At 48.5% G+C, this 18,377-nt stretch carries 17 protein-coding genes and 1 other annotated feature; of the genes, 16 read left to right on the top strand and 1 reads right to left on the bottom strand.

What is annotated here, in order from left to right; translation table 11 throughout:
* Positions 1-231 precede the first annotated feature (231 nt).
* On the bottom strand, positions 232-645 hold the full coding sequence (locus P6N53_RS17340; RefSeq protein WP_304545430.1) for a YlbF/YmcA family competence regulator: 414 nt from the start codon (positions 643-645) through the stop codon (positions 232-234).
* 130 nt (positions 646-775) lie between these two features.
* Here P6N53_RS17340 and P6N53_RS17335 point away from each other — a divergent pair, with 130 nt between their 5' ends.
* From P6N53_RS17335 to dsrB, 16 genes are all read left to right on the top strand, one after another.
* A complete protein-coding gene (locus P6N53_RS17335) occupies positions 776-934 on the top strand; it encodes a hypothetical protein (protein ID WP_304545428.1) in 159 nt (52 codons plus the stop codon).
* Positions 935-1,138: 204 nt separating this feature from the next.
* Positions 1,139-1,327 (top strand): 4Fe-4S dicluster domain-containing protein, encoded by a 189-nt coding sequence (locus P6N53_RS17330; RefSeq protein WP_304545427.1) that lies wholly within the window; start codon positions 1,139-1,141, stop codon positions 1,325-1,327.
* Between the two features lie 142 nt (positions 1,328-1,469).
* A complete protein-coding gene (locus tag P6N53_RS17325) occupies positions 1,470-2,285 on the top strand; it encodes a respiratory nitrate reductase subunit gamma (RefSeq protein ID WP_304545425.1) in 816 nt (271 codons plus the stop codon).
* Entirely contained in the window at positions 2,286-3,680 is a 1,395-nt protein-coding gene (locus P6N53_RS17320; RefSeq protein ID WP_304545424.1) for a (Fe-S)-binding protein, read from the top strand.
* A 173-nt stretch (positions 3,681-3,853) separates the two neighbouring features.
* A complete protein-coding gene (locus P6N53_RS17315; protein WP_304545423.1) occupies positions 3,854-4,171 on the top strand; it encodes a TusE/DsrC/DsvC family sulfur relay protein in 318 nt (105 codons plus the stop codon).
* A gap of 183 nt (positions 4,172-4,354) precedes the next feature.
* Positions 4,355-5,782 (top strand): cobyrinic acid a,c-diamide synthase CobB, encoded by a 1,428-nt coding sequence (locus tag P6N53_RS17310; protein ID WP_304545422.1) that lies wholly within the window; start codon positions 4,355-4,357, stop codon positions 5,780-5,782.
* A gap of 132 nt (positions 5,783-5,914) precedes the next feature.
* Entirely contained in the window at positions 5,915-6,649 is a 735-nt protein-coding gene (gene sleB, locus P6N53_RS17305) for a spore cortex-lytic enzyme (protein ID WP_304545421.1), read from the top strand.
* 24 nt (positions 6,650-6,673) lie between these two features.
* Positions 6,674-8,029: a germination protein YpeB gene (gene ypeB, locus P6N53_RS17300; protein ID WP_304545419.1), complete on the top strand. Its 1,356-nt coding sequence runs from the start codon at positions 6,674-6,676 to the stop codon at positions 8,027-8,029.
* Positions 8,030-8,075: 46 nt separating this feature from the next.
* Positions 8,076-8,294, top strand: a binding site (T-box leader).
* A gap of 36 nt (positions 8,295-8,330) precedes the next feature.
* Positions 8,331-8,810 carry an Lrp/AsnC family transcriptional regulator gene (locus P6N53_RS17295; protein WP_304545418.1) on the top strand — a complete coding sequence of 160 codons (480 nt, stop codon included), beginning with the start codon at positions 8,331-8,333 and terminating at the stop codon, positions 8,808-8,810.
* Entirely contained in the window at positions 8,807-10,006 is a 1,200-nt protein-coding gene (locus P6N53_RS17290) for an aminotransferase class I/II-fold pyridoxal phosphate-dependent enzyme (protein ID WP_304545417.1), read from the top strand. Before P6N53_RS17295 ends, P6N53_RS17290 begins: the two co-directional genes overlap by 4 nt.
* A gap of 240 nt (positions 10,007-10,246) precedes the next feature.
* A complete protein-coding gene (locus P6N53_RS17285) occupies positions 10,247-11,758 on the top strand; it encodes a sodium:solute symporter family protein (RefSeq protein ID WP_304545415.1) in 1,512 nt (503 codons plus the stop codon).
* Positions 11,755-13,050 (top strand): phenylacetate--CoA ligase family protein, encoded by a 1,296-nt coding sequence (locus P6N53_RS17280; RefSeq protein ID WP_304545413.1) that lies wholly within the window; start codon positions 11,755-11,757, stop codon positions 13,048-13,050. Before P6N53_RS17285 ends, P6N53_RS17280 begins: the two co-directional genes overlap by 4 nt.
* A 38-nt stretch (positions 13,051-13,088) precedes the next feature.
* The gene (gene iorA, locus P6N53_RS17275; protein ID WP_304545411.1) at positions 13,089-14,870 is read left to right on the top strand and encodes an indolepyruvate ferredoxin oxidoreductase subunit alpha; all 1,782 of its coding nucleotides are present in this window, start codon (positions 13,089-13,091) and stop codon (positions 14,868-14,870) included.
* Positions 14,863-15,441 (top strand): indolepyruvate oxidoreductase subunit beta, encoded by a 579-nt coding sequence (locus P6N53_RS17270; RefSeq protein WP_304545409.1) that lies wholly within the window; start codon positions 14,863-14,865, stop codon positions 15,439-15,441. The genes iorA and P6N53_RS17270 overlap by 8 nt, the downstream gene beginning before the upstream one ends.
* A gap of 469 nt (positions 15,442-15,910) precedes the next feature.
* Complete coding sequence (dsrA, locus tag P6N53_RS17265) at positions 15,911-17,107, top strand: dissimilatory-type sulfite reductase subunit alpha (RefSeq protein ID WP_304545407.1); 1,197 nt, start codon at positions 15,911-15,913, stop codon at positions 17,105-17,107.
* Positions 17,108-17,167: 60 nt separating this feature from the next.
* Positions 17,168-18,226 carry a dissimilatory-type sulfite reductase subunit beta gene (gene dsrB, locus P6N53_RS17260; protein ID WP_304545405.1) on the top strand — a complete coding sequence of 353 codons (1,059 nt, stop codon included), beginning with the start codon at positions 17,168-17,170 and terminating at the stop codon, positions 18,224-18,226.
* Positions 18,227-18,377 lie beyond the last annotated feature (151 nt).

Below are 18,377 nucleotides of genomic sequence, written 5' to 3'. Positions count from 1 at the left end.
TGATGGGTCCTGTAGTCACAGGATCATCAGCCTGTTGAAAAAGATATAACTGGGTTTTAATAATCCCGAAGCAAGCGATTAGCGCTGTCCACTGCGGAGAGAGGAGTCGTGAGGGATTATTAAAACCCGAATACAGGTAGTTTTTCGACAAGCTTATGGGTCCTGTAGTCACAGGACCCATAACTATAGCTGTCAAGCAAACGACCTAATAGAAATACAGCAGCAGGCTGATTAGCAGCCCGAGCAGGAACCGCACTCACTGCTGCCCTTGGTAGAACTACAGCTAGCCTGTCCAGTTGGGTCATCCTCGCTGACTGATTTCCCGGTCAGACCTTCCTGAATTTTCACATTTACCATGTTTACAACCTCATAAAAACCAGCCTGGGCATCCAAGTAAGCCTTTACCAGAGGGTGAGAAGAAGCTTGCTTCTCCATTTCACTAAGCTTTTTCAGGTTTTCCTGGGTAAGCTGGTGACCCATCATTTGCATACGTTGATAGGATTTCTGCAACTGCTGAAAGTCATTCACCAGGGAGCGAGCTTCAGGATCCTGGCTAACTGCCCGTTGGGAATCCAGTACTTTAGCGTACTCCTGGCTGGTGGATAGATTTTTTCCTAATTCAACAGCCATATCATAAACCGACATTTAATCACCTCCCCAATTTATTTTCTCCAATTACCTTAAAAATCCTACCTGGATATCCAAAGAAGATAAGATTGTTAGAAAAACCTGAAAAAGCTCACATGGTAATTATTTGGAAGGGGGTTATTTATATATGTATAACCTACCTTGGCAAAGGATTATTGGGAAATGTCAGAAATCTGTCATTCGACTAGCCATGGGACATCTTTACGTAGTTGGTGTAGAAATGTTATATTTTTATGTAGATCCTGCAGTACTTTTTTCCATAAATAATATATTTGCAAATTGCTAATATTCATGTTTTCAAAAAAAAGTGACGATTTTAGAAGGAATAATCCAAGTTGCAACGAAATAGGCATAGTATCACCTGAAAGGGGATTGGACTGCCTATTTTTATGTTGGTTCCCAAAAGGTGTGTTCATCAACTAACGATTAACCACCCCAAACCCATCCCCGAGGAAATTCAAAAAAATTTTCGCTAAAGGAGGTATGTGGAATGTACATGATTTCAATCGATGCTGACAAGTGCGAAGGCTGTGGCGAATGCATTGATGCCTGTCCCGCAGGTATTCTTGGCATGGTTGACGGCAAAGCCGAAGTTACCGGTGCTGAGACAGATTGCATGGGCTGCGAAACCTGTGTTGTAACCTGTCCTAACGAAGCCTGTATTCTGCAAGAGTTATAATTAATTAGTACCAATTCCGGCTTTCCAGGGTTGGGTGTGGTGAGCGGACACAAGGCTTTGCAATTCAAATTATGATTTAAAAGCTTTTTGTGGACAATGTTTTTAACAAAAATTACTTTGGGAGACCAAAGGAGGTGTAGCCGTGACCTTTTTTATTATGCAGATTCTTCCTTATATTGCAGTTGCTATTTTTACTATTGGTATTCTTTACAGACTTGGCAGATGGGCCAGTGGACGAATTGTTCACAATATAACCCTGACACCCGCACCTACCACTCAGGCTGGTGCATTAGTGGACATTGCTACCGAGGCGGCGCTCTTTAAGAGCCTATTTAAGGCCGACAAATCCCTATGGAGCGGCGCATGGCTCATGCACGTGGCGCTGCTGTCCATCTTGGCCGGCCATGTTATGGGTATCGGCTTGCTAGGACTACAGTTCTATTACATTGGACTGACCTCCGCTGAGACCAGTGAGTATCTGTCCAGTATTCTTGGGACAACTTTCGGTATCCTTATATTAATAGCCCTTATTTACCTGCTCTATCGCAGAATGGCTATCAATGAAGTTAAGCAAATTTCAGCTCCCAGTGATTATGCCCATTTGCTTTTATTAATCGGTATTGTTTCCGTGGGTAACTTTATGCGTTTATTCCCCGAGTATGCCATGCACTATGAGCCTGCCCGGGAGTATGTTGTGCATCTTATAACTTTTACTGCCCTGACACCTGATATGGAAGTTCTGCACAATCCTGCATTTGTTCTTCACCTTTTACTGGTTCAAGTTCTGATGATTGTCTTCCCATTTAGCAAACTGCTGCATATACCCGGTATGTTTGCTCATCGTTGGATCATCAACCGTGCCTATGTTGAACCCGCTCCCGGTATGCCCGGCGCAGCAGTGGGTGGCTCCGGCCATTCCGTATCCGGCGGAAAATCCGCTTCAGGGGGGGTGCACTAAATGCCATTAACCGAATCCGGCTTAAAGCAGCCTGTAAAAGCCAGTGCTGCTGATATGCTAAAAATTGACATCCAAGTGGTTCCTGATGAACTGAAGGTTGAAACAGCCATCAAGCATTTAAAGGAACTGGGAGAAAAATTCCGTTCCCTAATGATCACCTTTGAAGCCTGCGTTAAGTGCGGTGCTTGTGCTGAAAACTGCCACACCTATCTAGGAACCAGGGACCCAAATAACATTCCCACCAACCGTGCAGACCTCCTGCGTAAGGTTTGGAAGCGCTACTTTACTCCAGAAGGCAAGCTTCTTGGCGGCTTTATCGGCGCCAAGGATCTGGAACTGGAAGATATTGAAAAAATGTATTCCTACTTCTACCAGTGCAATGAGTGCCGTCGTTGCTCCCTGGTATGCCCCTTTGGCCTGGATACCTGCGAGGTTACCATGGCCGGTCGCCAGTTACTGCACTGGTTGGGTATGGTACCCAAGCTTCAGGCATCCGTAGGTGCTGCCATGAAGAGAACAGGTAACCACACTGGTCTGCCCAAGATGGGTCTGATTGACACCAACGAATTCCTTGAAGAAGAAATGATGGAAGAAACCGGGGTAGACATTAAGATACCTACAGATAAGCCCAATTCCGATATTCTGTATATTCCATCTTCCGCTGACTTTTTGCTAAACCCTAATACCATGATGGGTGCAGCTAAGTTCTTCCATTATCTAGGAATCAACTGGACCATGAGCAGTGAAATTGCCGAAGCCGGTAACTTTGGTTTGCTATTTGACCAAAGGGCCACCATGCGGGCTAACTGCATGAGGATTATTGACGAAGCCCTCAAGCTTGGCTGTAAAAAGGTTGTATGGGGTGAGTGCGGTCACGGTTGGCGTACAGGTAAAATGTACCTGCCTGGCATGTTAGATCGTCCTGGTCGGATACCAATTGTACACCTGCACGATGAAGTAGCTCACTACATCAAGCAGGGTGCCCTAACGCTACACAAGGATGTTAACACAAGACCCGTTACACTCCACGATCCCTGTAACTTTGGCCGGGCCTGCAACATGTGCGATACCCTGCGGGTTGTTATGAATGCCAGCGTTAGCAACTTTGTTGAAATGACTCCTAACCGGGAGCGCAACTTCTGCTGCGGTGGTGGCTCAGCTATCCTGTTTGACGATCCCGAAATGTACGATCTGCGCATTAAATTCTCAGCTAAAAAGGCTGAGCAGGTACGTGCAACTGGTGTTGGCAAGGATGGAGACGGCATTCTGTGTGCTCCCTGCTCCATTTGTAAAGCACAGCTTTACCCCATGGTTGATGAGCACGAGCTTGGTGTAGAGGTTAAAGGCTTAATTGATTTGGTAGGCTTGGCCCTTTATCCTCCTATCAACAAATAAATTAAGCATTTATGAAGCATAATAACATTCATAATTATTGTTAGGCTTTTCTAAAAATAATGTGCTTGTACTACTTCAAAAAATTAAGAAAAGCGTATATAATATAAAATGTTATCAAAGAACCACTGTTTGGTTCTGGAAATAATAAATAATTCTGGAGGTGCTGTTTCGAGATGGCATTTATTGAGATTGCTGGCCAGCAAATCGAAGTTGATGAAGACGGTTTTTTATTAAACCCTGACACCTGGACCGAAGACGTAGCTAAATACTTCTGCAAAGAAGAAGGTATCGATGAGTTAACCGATGATCACTGGAAGGTTATTAAATACCTGCGTGACTACTTCTTCCAATTTGGTATCGCTCCCATGGTTCGTAAGCTGTGCAAAGACACCGGCTACAGCCTGAAAGGCATCTACGAACTGTTCCCCACCGGCCCCGCTAAGGGCGCCTGCAAACTGGCTGGACTTCCTAAGCCTACCGGTTGCGTATAATAACTAGATTTTAGTTCACCCTCACCTGGATCACATCCGGGTGAGGGTGTTACTGTCTTACAAGTATTTCCCGGAGTCTTAGGGGTAAAGAATTCAGGACTTCGGGAAATGCTTGGGTGAACAGCGAATAGTCTGGGGCTAATGGTTAAAGACTATCAAATATAGAAAAGAGGCGGTGTGGATTTGGCTACTACATATAGTTACAGCATTCCAAGATTGCTGGTGGCCGCCCCCCAGGGACGGTCTGGAAAAACCACTATTACGGTGGGACTTATTGCTGCTATGACTGCAATGGGATTAAAGGTGCAGCCGTTTAAAAAGGGACCAGATTTTATCGATCCCAGTTGGTTAACCAAAGTTGCCGGTGCTACCTGCCGCAATCTGGATAGTTACCTTATGGATCACAAGGCCATCAGACATACCTTTATTAGGCATGCCAGAGAAGCAGATGTGGCAGTGGTGGAAGGTGCCATGGGCCTGTTCGATGGTGTGGATCTGGCGGGCAGCGGCAGTGCCGCAGAAATTGCAAAAATTGTTGAAACCCCTGTATTGCTAGTTGTTGATTGTACCAGAATGACCAGAAGTGCTGCAGCCATGGTTAATGGCTTTGTCAATTTTGACAAAGGGGTTAAAATAGCTGGAGTAATACTAAATAAGGTTGCCCGGGCCCGGCATGAAAGGATGCTGCGGACTTCAATAGCCGAATATTGTGATGTGCCGGTGCTGGGAGCCATGCCTAAAGGTACGAAATTTAGCATCCCGGACAGGCATCTTGGCCTAATCCCCGCAGGGGAGAATGATGAACTGATGACAGCGGTGGGTGAAATTGGACAGGCCGCTGCTAAATATCTGGACATGGCGGCCATATTAAAAATAGCCCGGGAATGGCCGGCCCTGGTAGAGGAAAAGGACATTCCTGGGGCTGTAAATATTAATTGGCATATGCCCGGACAGGCAGAGGATAACAAACAGCCCACTATTGGAGTGGTTCGGGATAGATCCTTTTCCTTTTACTATCCGGAAAACCTGGAGGCTTTGGTGGAAGCCGGAGCAAGGCTGGTTGATATTAGCGCCATAGCTAACCAAAGGCTGCCCAAAATAGATGGCTTATATATTGGTGGGGGATTTCCCGAGGTATTGGCGGCTGACCTTGAAGCCAACAACAGTTTTAGACAGCACCTTAAAGACCAGATAGAAAAGGGATTGCCGGTCTATGCTGAGTGCGGTGGCCTGATGTATTTAGGGAGAAGAATACATTGGGAGGACAAGTCCTTTGAAATGGTGGGAGCCTTACCCATCGAAGTGGAAATGCTCAAGAAACCCCAGGGTCACGGCTACATGCACCTGGAGGTGCTGGAAGGCACCCCCTATTTCCCTGCAGGAAAGATTGTTAAAGGTCATGAGTTTCACAATTCCCGGGTAAGCAGCCTTGAACAGGGGAACTGTGAGTTTGCCTTCAAAGTCCTGCGGGGACATGGCATAAACGGCGAATATGACGGACTTAGATATAAAAATGTGGTGGCAGTGTACAACCATATACATGCTGTCTCCGAGCCAGACTGGGCCAAAAAATTTATAGAAATGGCCCGTAGCTGGCAGCCGCACAACTAAAGAATACCTAACGCCTGATAACAGGCGTTATTTTTTTTGCCCCTATCTTCCAGGGTAAAAATAAATAACGGTTACATAATATTATCCCGGCGAGGCAAAAATAACTAAAAAATCGACGGGGTGAGATATTATATGCGTTGGCAAAAGCTAGGCAGCAAGAAAATTAGAATTGGGATTGGCCTACTGAGCCTGGTTACATTTTTATTGGCTGGGTTGCTTATTTATAATCATGCCCTGGCTCAAGACCCGGTTCTCTACTGGGGCAGCAGGGGTACCCAAGTATCACAAGTACAGCAGCGATTAAAGGATTGGGGTTATTTCCAAGGTCCTGTTACAGGGAATTATGGGGCCCAAACAGCTGAAGCAGTAAAAAGCTTTCAAAGGCGTAACGGCCTTCCGGTTGATGGAGTAGTTGGCACCGCCACCAGACAAGCCATGGGATTGGCTACAGCAGCCCCGGCTGCTCAGAAAAGGGAGGACAATTACGCCACAGCCTCCAGGGGGTTTGTGTCCAACCGGGACAGTATAAACCTCTTAGCAAGGGTTATAATGGGCGAAGCTGCAGATGAACCCTACTCAGGCAAGGTTGCCGTGGGTGCGGTAATGCTAAACAGGGTTAGAAGCGACCAATTTCCTAACACCCTGTCAGGAGTTGTCTACCAGCCCCTGGCCTTTGAGTCGGTTTCCAATGGGCAATACAACAGGAACCTGGACCAAGAGGCTCTGAGGGCCGCCCAGGATGCCATATCTGGCTACGATCCCACCGGAGGGGCATTGTTCTTCTGGAATCCCAGTAAACCTGTGAATCGCTGGATCTGGTCCCGTAAAATTGTCAACCAAATCGGGCGACACGTTTTTGCCTATTAATAGTCTGCGGAAGGGGATGCCGAAATGAAAAGATGGGGGATACCCGCTCTAATCGGAGTATTATTATTTGCTGCCGTAGGGGCCTGGGCCTATAAGGAACATAAAGACAGAACCATGCTGGAAGTATTTATGAACAATAGGTATCAAATGTCCTTTTACAATCTTATAAATAGGGTGCAGAACATGGAAGTGCTGCTGGCAAAAAGTCTAGCTGTAGCAGGGGACCCGGATGATACGATAATATTTTCGGAAATCTGGCTGCAGTCAGAAGGTGCCAGGGAAAACCTAACCCAACTGCCGGTGTCCTCCCAGGTAACAGCCAGGACAGCAAAGTTTTTAGCCCAGGCAGGGGATTATGCCAGGGTTAAGGCTAGGGAAATAAACAATGGACAACCCTTGACGGAAGAAGAGTTTAATACCCTAAATACCCTCTACAGGCAGGCGGAGCAGCTAAATAAAGAATTATACAATATGGAGGCCAGGGTGTCCGAAGGCAGGCTAAGTATCACAGATATCATTAGGGGGGCAAAGGAAGAGCTTCAAAAGGGAGCCCCCACTAACCGTCCCCAGGACTTTCAAAGTATCGACAGGGATATGCAGGGCTTTCCAACCTTGATCTATGACGGCCCCTTCTCGGATCACCTGGATAGGGTTCAGCCTGTGGGGCTGGGTGATACAACCGTTAACTCGGACGATGCCAGAAAAATTGCCCGGGAATTTTTAGATGCCCGAACTAATGCCGATTATAGGGCACAAGTTACCGGCAGGACCAGGGAAAGAATACCTGGATTTCAGGTGGAGCTGTTAACCCAACAGCAAGCAGACGGGCGAATTACAGCTAATGTAAGTGAAAAAGGCGGGCATGTGGTTTGGTACCTTAACAGCAGGGATATAGGTACCCCCAAGCTATCCGTTGACCAAGCCCGGGAAAAGGCAGAAGACTTCCTGGAAAGCCGTGGCTATAAAGGTATGGTCAATATCTATTTTCAGCAGCAGGATAACAGGGCCATATTTAACTTTATTCCTCAGCAAAATGAAGTTATCATTTACCCGGATCAAATTAAGATAAATGTGGCTTTGGATGATGGTCAAATAGTGGGCTTTGATGCCAGGGGTTACCTAATGGCCCATAAGGTGAGGGAGCTACCGGAGCCGGCCATAAGTGTGGAGCAGGCCAAGTCTAAGGTTAATGGGCGGATGGAAATTACAAATACCCGCCTAGCCATTATTCCAACGGACTCGGGCAAAGAAAAATTCTCCTACGAAGTGTCCGGACAGATTAATGGGGAAGCCTACCTGGTATATGTAAATGCCATGACAGGCAAGACTGATCAGGTATTAAAACTTATTGAAACACCCAATGGAACCCTTACAATGTAAATTGACAGCCATCGTGGCTAATGATAAACTATAAAAACGAGAATATTCAAAATCCATGAGGGGGAAGAAGGCTGATTAAATTGCTCAGCGAGCCGGGGTAGGTGCAAGCCCGGTCAAGGAAGCAGCCGGGCCACCCCTGAGTGCTGGCCGAACTAACAGTAAGCTAAGCCGGTTCTTCACCGTTATCGAGGTCTAAGTGGGCTGCATTTTTGCAAAGGCAGCCAATTAGGGTGGTACCACGGGTATTTTAAACTCCGTCCCTTTCCGGGACGGAGTTATTATTTTTTTAGGAGGTGTTTTTATGCTGGAAATATTAGAGCTTTTACAAAGCAACAGCAGACTGACAGCGGAACAAATAGCGGTGATGACCGGACGGGATGAGGATGAGGTCAGGTCGATTATTGAGAAACTTGAGGCAGATAAGACCATCATCAAGTACTTTACCCTGATTAACTGGGAAAAGGCCGGGGTGGAAAAGGTCTCCGCTCTGATTGAGGTAAAGATTACCCCCCAGAGGGATGTGGGCTTTGATGCGGTGGCAGAGCGTATCTATCGCTTTCCAGAGGTGCAAAGTGTACATCTGATGTCGGGGGCCTACGATTTAGCCGTTTTTGTGGATGGGGTTACCATGAAGGAAGTGGCCCTCTTTGTGGCCACCAAGCTGGCCACCGTAGAGCACGTCATGAGCACTGCCACCCACTTTGTGCTGAAGACCTATAAGCAGGACGGATTTATTTTCGAGGATAGGGAAACGGATAAAAGGCTGGTGATCACCCCGTGACAGATAGAACCTGGAGCCACTATATAAACCCGACGGTAAAGGCCATTCCCCCTTCTGGCATCAGGCGCTTCTTTGATCTGGCTGCCGAGATGGAGGGAGTAATCTCCCTTGGGGTAGGTGAGCCTGATTTTGTAACACCCTGGCATATCCGGGAGGCCTGTATCTATTCCCTGCATAAGGGCAGTACCACCTATACCAGCAACCACGGGCTGCTGGAACTCCGGGAGGAAATTACAAAATATCTTGGTACCCAGGGTGTTCAATATAACCCCAGATCGGAAGTGCTGGTGACCGTTGGTGTAAGTGAGGCCTTGGACCTGGCCCTAAGAACACTAATTTGCCCCGGGGATGAGGTGCTAATTCCAACACCTTGCTATGTTTCATATATTCCCTGCACCACCCTGGCCGGAGGAGTGCCTGTAACCATTCCCACCAGCATGGAAGATGATTTTAGGCTGACTGCGGATAAGCTGGAGGCAGCCATTACACCAAAATCTAAGGTTTTACTGCTATGCTTCCCCAATAACCCCACCGGAGCTATAATGAATCGGGAGGAGCTGCTGAAAATATCGGAGGTTGTGGCCAAGCATGATCTATTGGTCATTTCCGACGAGATATATGACCGGCTAACCTATATCGGCCAGCATACCTGCTTTGCCTCCCTGCCGGGTATGAGGGACAGAACCATTGTGCTTAACGGCTTTTCCAAGGCCTATGCCATGACCGGCTGGCGCCTTGGCTATGCGGCAGCCCAGGGAGACTTTATCGGGGCCATGACCAAGATACACCAGTACACCATGCTTTGCGCCCCCATCACAGCCCAAATGTCGGCCATGGAGGCCCTGCGTCACGGCAAAACCCCCATGGAAAACATGGTGGCCCATTACAACCGCCGCAGGCGTCTAATGCTCCAGGGCTTCAAGGAGATTGGCCTGCCTTGCTTTGAGCCAGGTGGTGCCTTCTATGTCTTCCCCTATATCGGGGACACAGGACTCACCTCGGCAGAATTTGCCGAGGCCCTTCTCCTGGAGGAAAAGGTAGCAGTAATCCCCGGCGACGTCTTCGGCCCCGGAGGCGAAGGCTGTGTCCGCTGCTCCTACGCCTCCTCGGTGGAAGACCTAACCGAAGCCCTCCGCCGCCTAGGCCGCTTCCTAAAGCGACGCAACATCACCCAAAAACAAATCGCAACCCTATAAAAACCCAAAGCCTAATCGCTTCACCAGAAGTATTAGGCTCCTTTTTTTACCCCACCAAGCCCTAAAGCTAATTTTCCAGTCAATTTCAGAAGGATTTGACATAAAAATATAGAATAAGAGAAATACCACAGGTCTGGAGGTGGTTTGCAAAGGTAGTATAGTAGTTAAGTAGGCAGCCAATATTGATTGGTCGAAGTACAGAGATTCCAGTTATAAGAAGTAGAATGGGAGGATGGAAGAATGAAAGGGATATTTCTAACCCTTTTTGTAGGGTTGCTTTTATTTTGTGGCCTTTACTGCATGCGCAGGGCCAAAACCGTTAATGAATTCTTTTTAGGCGGCAGGACCGTTGGCCCCTGGCTTTCGGCCTTTGCCTTTGGAACCACATATTTCTCAGCAGTTATCTTTATCGGCTATGCCGGTAAAGTGGGCTTTGGCTTTGGGCTTTCAACCCTTTGGGTTGTTGTAGGCAATACCCTTGTAGGCAGCTTGTTAGCCTGGCTGGTCCTGGCCAAGCGCACCAGGGAAATGACCATTAAACTAAATGTTATGACCATGCCTCAATTTTTAGCGGCCCGGTATCAATCTCCGGGTCTAAAGGTGTTTGCGGCCATGGTTATCTTTATTTTTATGATACCCTACTCTGCCTCGGTATTCATGGGACTGAGCTACCTATTTGAAAGGGTATTTGACATTCCATATACCTATGCTGCTATTGCCATGGGATTGCTAACGGCCATGTATCTGGTTACAGGTGGCTACCGGGCTGTGGCCATTACCGACGTGGTACAGGGAACTGTAATGATCTTTGGTGTAGGCGTACTGCTTTACTATATCGTTGGTTCACCCCAGGTAGGTGGGCTGGCATCAGGCTTTGCCAAATTGGCCGCTATAGATCATAAATTAGTAGAACCAGTGGGACCCCCGGGCTGGCTGCCCCTGGCCTCCCTAGTTATATTGACCAGCTTGGGAACCTGGGGATTACCCCAGATGGTACAAAAGTTTTATGCCATTAAAGATGAGGCATCTATTAAGCCGGCCACCATCGTGGCCACCGTCTTTGCCTTAGTAATAACCACCGGGGCCTATTTTACCGGGAGTCTTACCCGACTGTTTTTCGATAAGGTACCTGTTGACCCGGCTACCGGCAGCCCCAACCCTGATTTAATTATCCCGCAAATTATGATGAACAACCTGCCGGAGTGGGGAGTAACCCTGCTTTTACTGCTGGTTCTCTCGGCGTCCATGTCCACTCTGGCTTCCCTAGTGCTGGTATCCAGCTCGGCAGTATCTATGGATTTACTCCAGAGCCTCTTCCCGAAACTCACGGAGAGACAGAAGGTGGCCCATATGAGAATATTATGCGCCTTATTTATAGCTCTTTCTGTAGCTTTGACAATGGCTAAGCCGGCCATAATCCTAAGTCTTATGGCTATTTCCTGGGGTACCGTGGCAGGGGCCTTCCTGGCGCCCTACCTCTTCGGGCTCTTTTGGCCCGGTGCCACAGCCAAGGGTGCCTGGATAGCATCTCTGACTGGTCTGAGCATTCCCCTTATCGCCGCTTACTTCATTAAGCTGGACCCTGGTATGCTGCCAACTGCAGGTTCTGCTGCTATGCTGGTACCCCTGTTGGTATTGCCTGTGATAAGTATGGTAACTGAAAAATTACCCGGCAAGCATCTGGAGCAGATTTTTGGCATTGGCACCACGAGTAAAATATTAGTGAAAAACAAGAAGGTGGAGCAAGTATGATTTGGAACGAACAGTTTGAAACCCTGAACCGTGAAGAGCTGCAGGAACTGCAGCTCTCACGGCTGCAAAAAACCCTGGAAAGTGTATATCAAAATGTCCCCCTATATAAAGAGCTTTTTGACCGTCAAGGAGTAAAGCCCGGTGATATCAGCTCCCTTGCTGATGTCAGCAAATTACCCTTTACCACTAAGGCGGAATTGAGGGACAACTATCCCTTTAACATGTTTGCTGTGCCGATGAAAAAGGTGGTGCGACTGCATGCTTCCTCGGGAACAACGGGAAAGCCTACCGTGGTTGGCTATACCAGGCAGGATATTGAAACCTGGTCAGAACTGGTTGCCAGGATGATTTCTGCCGCAGGAGTAACCGACGAGGATGTGGCCCAGGTCAGCTTCGGCTATGGCCTGTTTACCGGGGCCTTCGGTCTGCACTATGGCCTGGAGAAAGTAGGGGCTACGGTGGTTCCCTCCTCCACGGGCAATACAGAAAAACAAATCATGCTGATGCAGGATTTTGGCACTACCACTTTGATCGGCACACCAACCTATGCCCTGCACATTGCAGAGGTAGCTAAGGGTATGGGCATTGATCCCAAATCCCTGGGATTAAAGTACGGCCTGTTCGGCTCCGAGGCCTGGACTGAAAGTATGAGGGATGAAATTGAGAGGGTCTGGGGCATCTCTGCCAGTGATAATTATGGACTCAGCGAAATTATCGGTCCGGGTGTAGCCGGTGAGTGCCAGGAACGACAGGGAATGCACGTGTCTGAGGATCATTTCTTGATCGAAGTAATTGATCCCCGGACAGGTGAGCCGGTGCCGGATGGACAGGAAGGTGAACTGGTGATAACCAGCCTGACCAAAGAGGCATTACCCATAATCCGCTACCGTACCAGGGATATTACCGTGATTAACAGACAGCCCTGCGCCTGTGGCAGAACCAATGCCCGGATTCGCAAGGTTAGCGGACGGACCGATGATATGCTGATTGTAAGTGGAGTAAATGTATTCCCCTCCCAAATCGAAGATGTACTGTTGAAGATTGAGGGGGTTGCCCCCCACTATCAAATAATTGTCACCAAGAAAGGCTACCTGGACGCCCTGGAGGTGCAGGTGGAAATGACGGATGACGCCTTTACGGGTAGTTGGCGGGATCTTGAGGAGCTGGAAAAAAGGGTTCGCTCCCGACTGCTGGCTGTACTATCCATTAGCCCCAAGGTAAAGCTGCTGGAGCCACGCTCCCTAGAACGCAGTCTGGGCAAGGCCAAAAGGGTTATTGACAAAAGAAAGTAATTAACCAGGAAATAACTGAACCTAACGGAGGTTGCATCATGAAAGAACTATTATCAGGGAATGCTGCCATAGCCAGGGGAGCCTTTGAGGCCGGCATCACCGTGGCAGCAGGCTACCCAGGAACCCCAAGCACCGAGATACTTGAAAACTTTGCCAAGTATCCTGACATTTATGCCCAGTGGTCCCCCAATGAAAAGGTGGCACTGGAGGTTGGTGCCGGTGCATCCATCGCCGGAGCCAGGGTGCTGGTGACCATGAAGCACGTTGGAGTCAATGTGGCTGCAGATCCCCTCTTTACCATCGCCTATACGGGAGTAAACGGAGGACTTATACTGATCTCAGCCGATGATCCAGGTATGCACAGCTCCCAAAATGAGCAGGACAATCGCTTTTTTGCCCTGATGAATAAAATACCCTGCCTGGAGCCTGCCGATAGTCAAGAGGCCAAGGATATGGTGGCCCTGGGCTTGGAGATAAGTGAGCAATTTGATACCCCGGTGATGCTGAGGCTCACTACCCGGGTGTCCCACTCCCAGAGCTTTGTGGAAATAGGGGAGCCGGGACCAAAGGAACTGCGCCCCTACACCAAGGACCCTCAAAAGTATGTAATGGTACCTGCCCATGGACGGGCCAGAAGGGTATACCTTGAGGGTCGTACAGCCAGATTGGCCGAATACAGTGATAACTGTCCTGTAAATAAAATTGAATGGGGCAGCAGGGAAGTTGGAGTAATTACCAGCGGCATTAGCTACCATTATGTAAAGGAAGCTTTACCCAATGCGTCGGTGTTAAAACTAGGCTTTACCTACCCGCTGGCTGCCGGATTAGTTAAAGAATTTGCCGCAGGTGTTAAAACCCTGCTGGTGGTTGAGGAACTAGAGCCCTTTTTAGAGATGCAAATACGTGCCCTGGGAATATCGGTGCTGGGCAAGGAAATACTGCCCTCCTATGGGGAGCTTAGCACAGATCTCATTGCCCAGGCATTAGTTGGAGCGGGCATCGAGGTTAACCCGGAGGTATTAAACAGCAAGGAGGCTCCTATAGCAGCAACAGACCTTCAAGCGCTGCCCGGACGTCCGCCTGTAATGTGTGCCGGCTGCCCACACCGGGGAGTTTTCTACACCCTTAAAAAGCTAAAGCTAGTTGTCAGCGGAGATATTGGCTGTTATACCCTGGGCAGCTTAAGTCCCCTGGGAGCAATGGATACCTGTATTTGTATGGGAGCCAGTATCGGTGCCGCCCTTGGTATGGAAAAGGCCAATCCGGATATGGCCAGCAAGACAGTGGCAGTTATTGGGGACAGCACCTTCCTGCACTCTGGCCTGACAGGCCTTTTGGATGTGGTTTACAACGGAGGACGTTCCACCGTGTTAATCCTAGACAACAGAACAACCGCCATGACCGGACACCAGGAAAACCCTGCAACTGGCCTGACCCTGCTGGGTAAACCCGCCCCCGAGGTGGATCTGGCCGGTGTCGCCCGGGCATTGGGGGTAAAAAGGGTACGGCAGGTAGATCCCATGAACCTGGCAGAACTTAATTCCGTGATTAAAGAGGAAACTTCAGCGGAGGAACCCTCGGTAATAATAGCCAGCAGGCCCTGTGTATTACTTAAAGGGCGGGCGGCCATTTCTGAGCCGGTTGAGGTGGACAAGGAGTCCTGCATTAACTGTGGAATATGTTTAAACCTGGGCTGCCCGGCTATTTCACGCCAGGGGGACAAGGCCCAGGTTACCGCTATTCAGTGCAATGGCTGCGGCCTTTGCCTGCAAGTTTGCAATAAGAAGGCCCTAAAGAAGAGGGGTGAAGGAAATGCTTAAGCCCTTAGATATTTTACTGGTTGGTGTTGGGGGGCAAGGAACTATCCTGGCCACCAGAGTACTGGCCGAAGCAGCAGGTGCTTCCGGTTATGACATTAAGGTTTCAGAAATTAAAGGGATGGCCCAGCGGGGCGGATCTGTGGTAACCCAGGTAAGGCTGGGGGAACGGGTCTATTCGCCCATTATCTCCCGGGGTGGGGCAGACGTAATACTGGCCTTTGAAAAAATGGAGGCCATGCGCTGGCTGCCCTTTCTCAAGGCAGACGGGGATATAATCATCAATAATCAGTCCATTGCTCCGGTGCCTGTATTAACAGGAGCGGCTGTTTATCCTGCTGATTGCTTAGAAAAGGTTAGAGGGGCAGTTCCCAGTACTGTGGTAGTCGACGCCCTGGATATCGCCATAAAATGCGGCAACCCCAAGGCTGCCAATGTGGTCCTCATGGGAATCCTGGCAAAAAAACTTCCAATAGAAAAAGAAACCTGGCTATCCGCCCTCAGGGCGAGGGTGCCTCAAAAATTTATCGACGTAAATTTACAGGCCTTTGAAGAAGGATACTTGCTGGGCTAATGCTGCAAGGCAGCATTTCCTGTAATTCCATAATTACCATCGGGACAAGCCTGGCTTCATTATGCTATAATCTAAATCGTATCGCCTGACCACAAATGACCACAAAAAAATTCTGGCTGTTAAGAAATTTTACCACTATTCAGATTTTGTGAAAAACTCCACATTTCCAAGAGCCGAATATTTATTGACAGAGTGGCTGGACAGGTGATAAACTTTACGTGGATGCGAATATTGCATACACAAGTGTTTGATTGTGCAAATTTAGACAACTTATTGCCTTCTTTTCCGAGGTTGGACAAGTCTGTCTTTTTTTGTCTAACTGAGTTGGTTTTTCGGTTTTTAACTAGTTACAAAATGCCATTTATAACTAGCGAGCCAAACTTGAAAAATCGCCTTGTTTGGGAAAGAGGCTGGCCATTTATGGCGGGATAGTAAATATCCTTTTCACAAAAAAACGGAGGTGAACTTAATGACCGAAGCCAAGAAAACTCCTCTCTTGGACGATCTCGAAAAAGGGCCGTGGCCTAGTTTCGTAACAGAAATTAAAAGAGCCGCTGCTAACAACCTTTCCGCCCAAGACCTGCTTGGTCAACTGGAGCTTTCTTATGAGGACAAAAAGGCCCACTGGAAACACGGTGGTCTGGTAGGTGTTATGGGTTATGGTGGTGGCGTTATCGGTCGCTACTCTGACGTACACGAGCAATTCCCCCATGTTGAACACTTCCACACCGTGCGTTTGAACCAGCCTTCTGGTTGGTACTACCACACCAAAGCCCTGCGTCAAGTATGTGATGTGTGGGAAAAATACGGTAGTGGACTGACCAACTTACACGGTTCCACTGGTGACGTGATTCTGCTGGGAACAAAAACCGAACACATTCAGACAATTTTTGATGAAGTATCTGCTTTTGAAGAGCATCCATTTGATCTGGGTGGTTCCGGTTCCAACCTGCGTACTCCCAGCTCCTGTGCTGGTCCCGCTCGTTGCGAATTTGCCATGATCGATTCTACCGACATCTGTCATGATCTGACCAACGAGTTCCAGGATTACCTGCACCGTCCAATGTGGCCTTACAAGTGCAAAATCAAAGTTTCCGGCTGCCCTAATGACTGTGTAGCCTCCATCGCACGTTCTGACATCTCCATCCAGGGTACCTGGAGAGACGATATTAAGATTAACCAAGAAGCTGTTCGTGCATACGCTGCTGAAGGTTTCGATATTCAAGGTTTAGTAGTTGACAAGTGCCCTACCAAGTGCATGAGCTTTGATGGCAACGAACTAACCATTGACAATCCTAACTGCACCCGTTGCATGCACTGCATCAACAAAATGTGCAAAGCCCTGCGTCCTGGTGACGACCGTGGTGCTACCATCCTAATCGGTGGTAAGGCTCCCATTCTGCAAGGCGCTATGATGGGTTGGGTAATCGTACCCTTCATGAAGCTTGAGCCTCCCTACGAAGAACTCAAAGAGTTCCTTGAGAAAGTTTGGGAGTGGTGGGATGAGAACGGCAAGACCCGTGAGCGTGTTGGTGAGCTAATCCTCCGCCTCGGAATGCGTAACTTCCTGCGCGCTGTTGAGCTTGAGCCCATTCCTCAAATGGTACTGGCTCCACGTGCTAACCCATTCTTCTTCTGGTGGCCTGAAGAAACTGTTCAGGACTAATTTAGAATAATATGCAGGCAATGCCGCATAAAAAAATGAAACGGGGAGAGGTGAACCACATTGGCAAGAACTGATATCGGACCGCCGCTCTATAGAGACATGCTACCCCCCATTTGCAAAGAAAACTATGGCAAGTGGAGCTACCATGAAATTCTTAAGCCCGGCGTTCTAGTACACGTATCTGAAACCGGAGCGAAGCTGTACACTGTACGTGCTGCTTCTCCGCGTCTGGTTAGTATCTACTTTATTCGTGAAATCTGCGATCTCGCAGACAAGTATTGCGACGGTTACATGAGATTTACCAGCCGTAACAACATTGAGTTCCTGCTCAGTGAAGAAGCTAATATTGATCCTCTAATTGCAGACCTGAATGCCAAGGGTATTCCCGTTGGTGGTACTGGTAACTCCATTACCAACATCGTGCACACTCAAGGTTGGGTACACTGCCATACTCCTGCTACCGATGCCTCCGGTATCGTTAAGGCTGTTATGGATGAGCTGTTTGAATACTTCACCAGCATGAAGCTGCCTGCCAAGATGAGAATCGCCCTGGCTTGCTGTCTGAACATGTGCGGTGCTGTTCACTGCTCCGATATCGCTATCCTGGGTATCCACAGAACTGTACCAACCATTGACCACGAAAACCTGCATAAGGTTTGCGAAATCCCGACTCTGACCGCTAGCTGCCCCACCGCAGCTATCCGTCCGAATCCTAAGCTTAAGTCCGTAGACATCAAAGCTGAGCGCTGCATGTACTGCGGTAACTGCTACACCATGTGCCCATCTGTTCACATTATCGATCCTAAGAACGATGCTGTGTCCATCTGGGTTGGTGGTAAGATTTCCAACAGCCGTATTGGCCCCAGATTCTCTCGTTTGGCCATCCCCTTCCTGCCCAACAATCCTCCCCGCTGGCCGGAGACTGTTGAAGCAGTTAAGAACCTGGTTGAACTGTGGGCAGCCAATGCACAGCCTGGTGAGCGTATGGCTGAGTGGATCGACCGCATTAGCTGGGAGAAATTCTTCGAGCTGTCCGGCCTTGAATTCACTGACAAGCACATCGACGACTTCACCTTGGCGCAGACCACATTCAGAAGCACAACTCAATTTAAGTGGTAAGAATATAGCCGCTTAGTTGGGCGTATAATAAGAACAGAATGCCGCCGCCGATTGGCGGCGGCGTCTGAATATATGTACCACCCGACAGGATGGTAAGAAACGGTGGTGTATTTAAATGGAAGAAATTAAAGCTAAAATCCTCGAGTATCTT

Origin of the sequence: Desulforamulus aquiferis (assembly GCF_030577015.1) — a bacterium.
In the GTDB taxonomy this organism is placed as follows: Bacteria; Bacillota; Desulfotomaculia; order Desulfotomaculales; family Desulfotomaculaceae; genus Desulfotomaculum; species Desulfotomaculum aquiferis.
Note: the sequence above shows the minus strand (reverse complement) of the source record. Positions and strands in the feature narration are given on the sequence as shown.

Bases quoted from the DNA above. Each gene is read 5' to 3' on its own strand.
- P6N53_RS17285 (WP_304545415.1), top strand. From the start codon at position 10,247: ATGAAAGGGATATTTCTAACCCTTTTTGTAGGGTTGCTTTTATTTTGT.
- P6N53_RS17295 (WP_304545418.1), top strand. From the start codon at position 8,331: ATGCTGGAAATATTAGAGCTTTTACAAAGCAACAGCAGACTGACAGCG.
- iorA (WP_304545411.1), top strand. From the start codon at position 13,089: ATGAAAGAACTATTATCAGGGAATGCTGCCATAGCCAGGGGAGCCTTT.
- dsrA (WP_304545407.1), top strand. From the start codon at position 15,911: ATGACCGAAGCCAAGAAAACTCCTCTCTTGGACGATCTCGAAAAAGGG.
- P6N53_RS17335 (WP_304545428.1), top strand. From the start codon at position 776: ATGTATAACCTACCTTGGCAAAGGATTATTGGGAAATGTCAGAAATCT.
- P6N53_RS17340 (WP_304545430.1), bottom strand. From the start codon at position 645: ATGTCGGTTTATGATATGGCTGTTGAATTAGGAAAAAATCTATCCACC.
- P6N53_RS17330 (WP_304545427.1), top strand. From the start codon at position 1,139: ATGTACATGATTTCAATCGATGCTGACAAGTGCGAAGGCTGTGGCGAA.
- P6N53_RS17280 (WP_304545413.1), top strand. From the start codon at position 11,755: ATGATTTGGAACGAACAGTTTGAAACCCTGAACCGTGAAGAGCTGCAG.
- P6N53_RS17320 (WP_304545424.1), top strand. From the start codon at position 2,286: ATGCCATTAACCGAATCCGGCTTAAAGCAGCCTGTAAAAGCCAGTGCT.
- P6N53_RS17315 (WP_304545423.1), top strand. From the start codon at position 3,854: ATGGCATTTATTGAGATTGCTGGCCAGCAAATCGAAGTTGATGAAGAC.
- sleB (WP_304545421.1), top strand. From the start codon at position 5,915: ATGCGTTGGCAAAAGCTAGGCAGCAAGAAAATTAGAATTGGGATTGGC.
- ypeB (WP_304545419.1), top strand. From the start codon at position 6,674: ATGAAAAGATGGGGGATACCCGCTCTAATCGGAGTATTATTATTTGCT.
- P6N53_RS17270 (WP_304545409.1), top strand. From the start codon at position 14,863: ATGCTTAAGCCCTTAGATATTTTACTGGTTGGTGTTGGGGGGCAAGGA.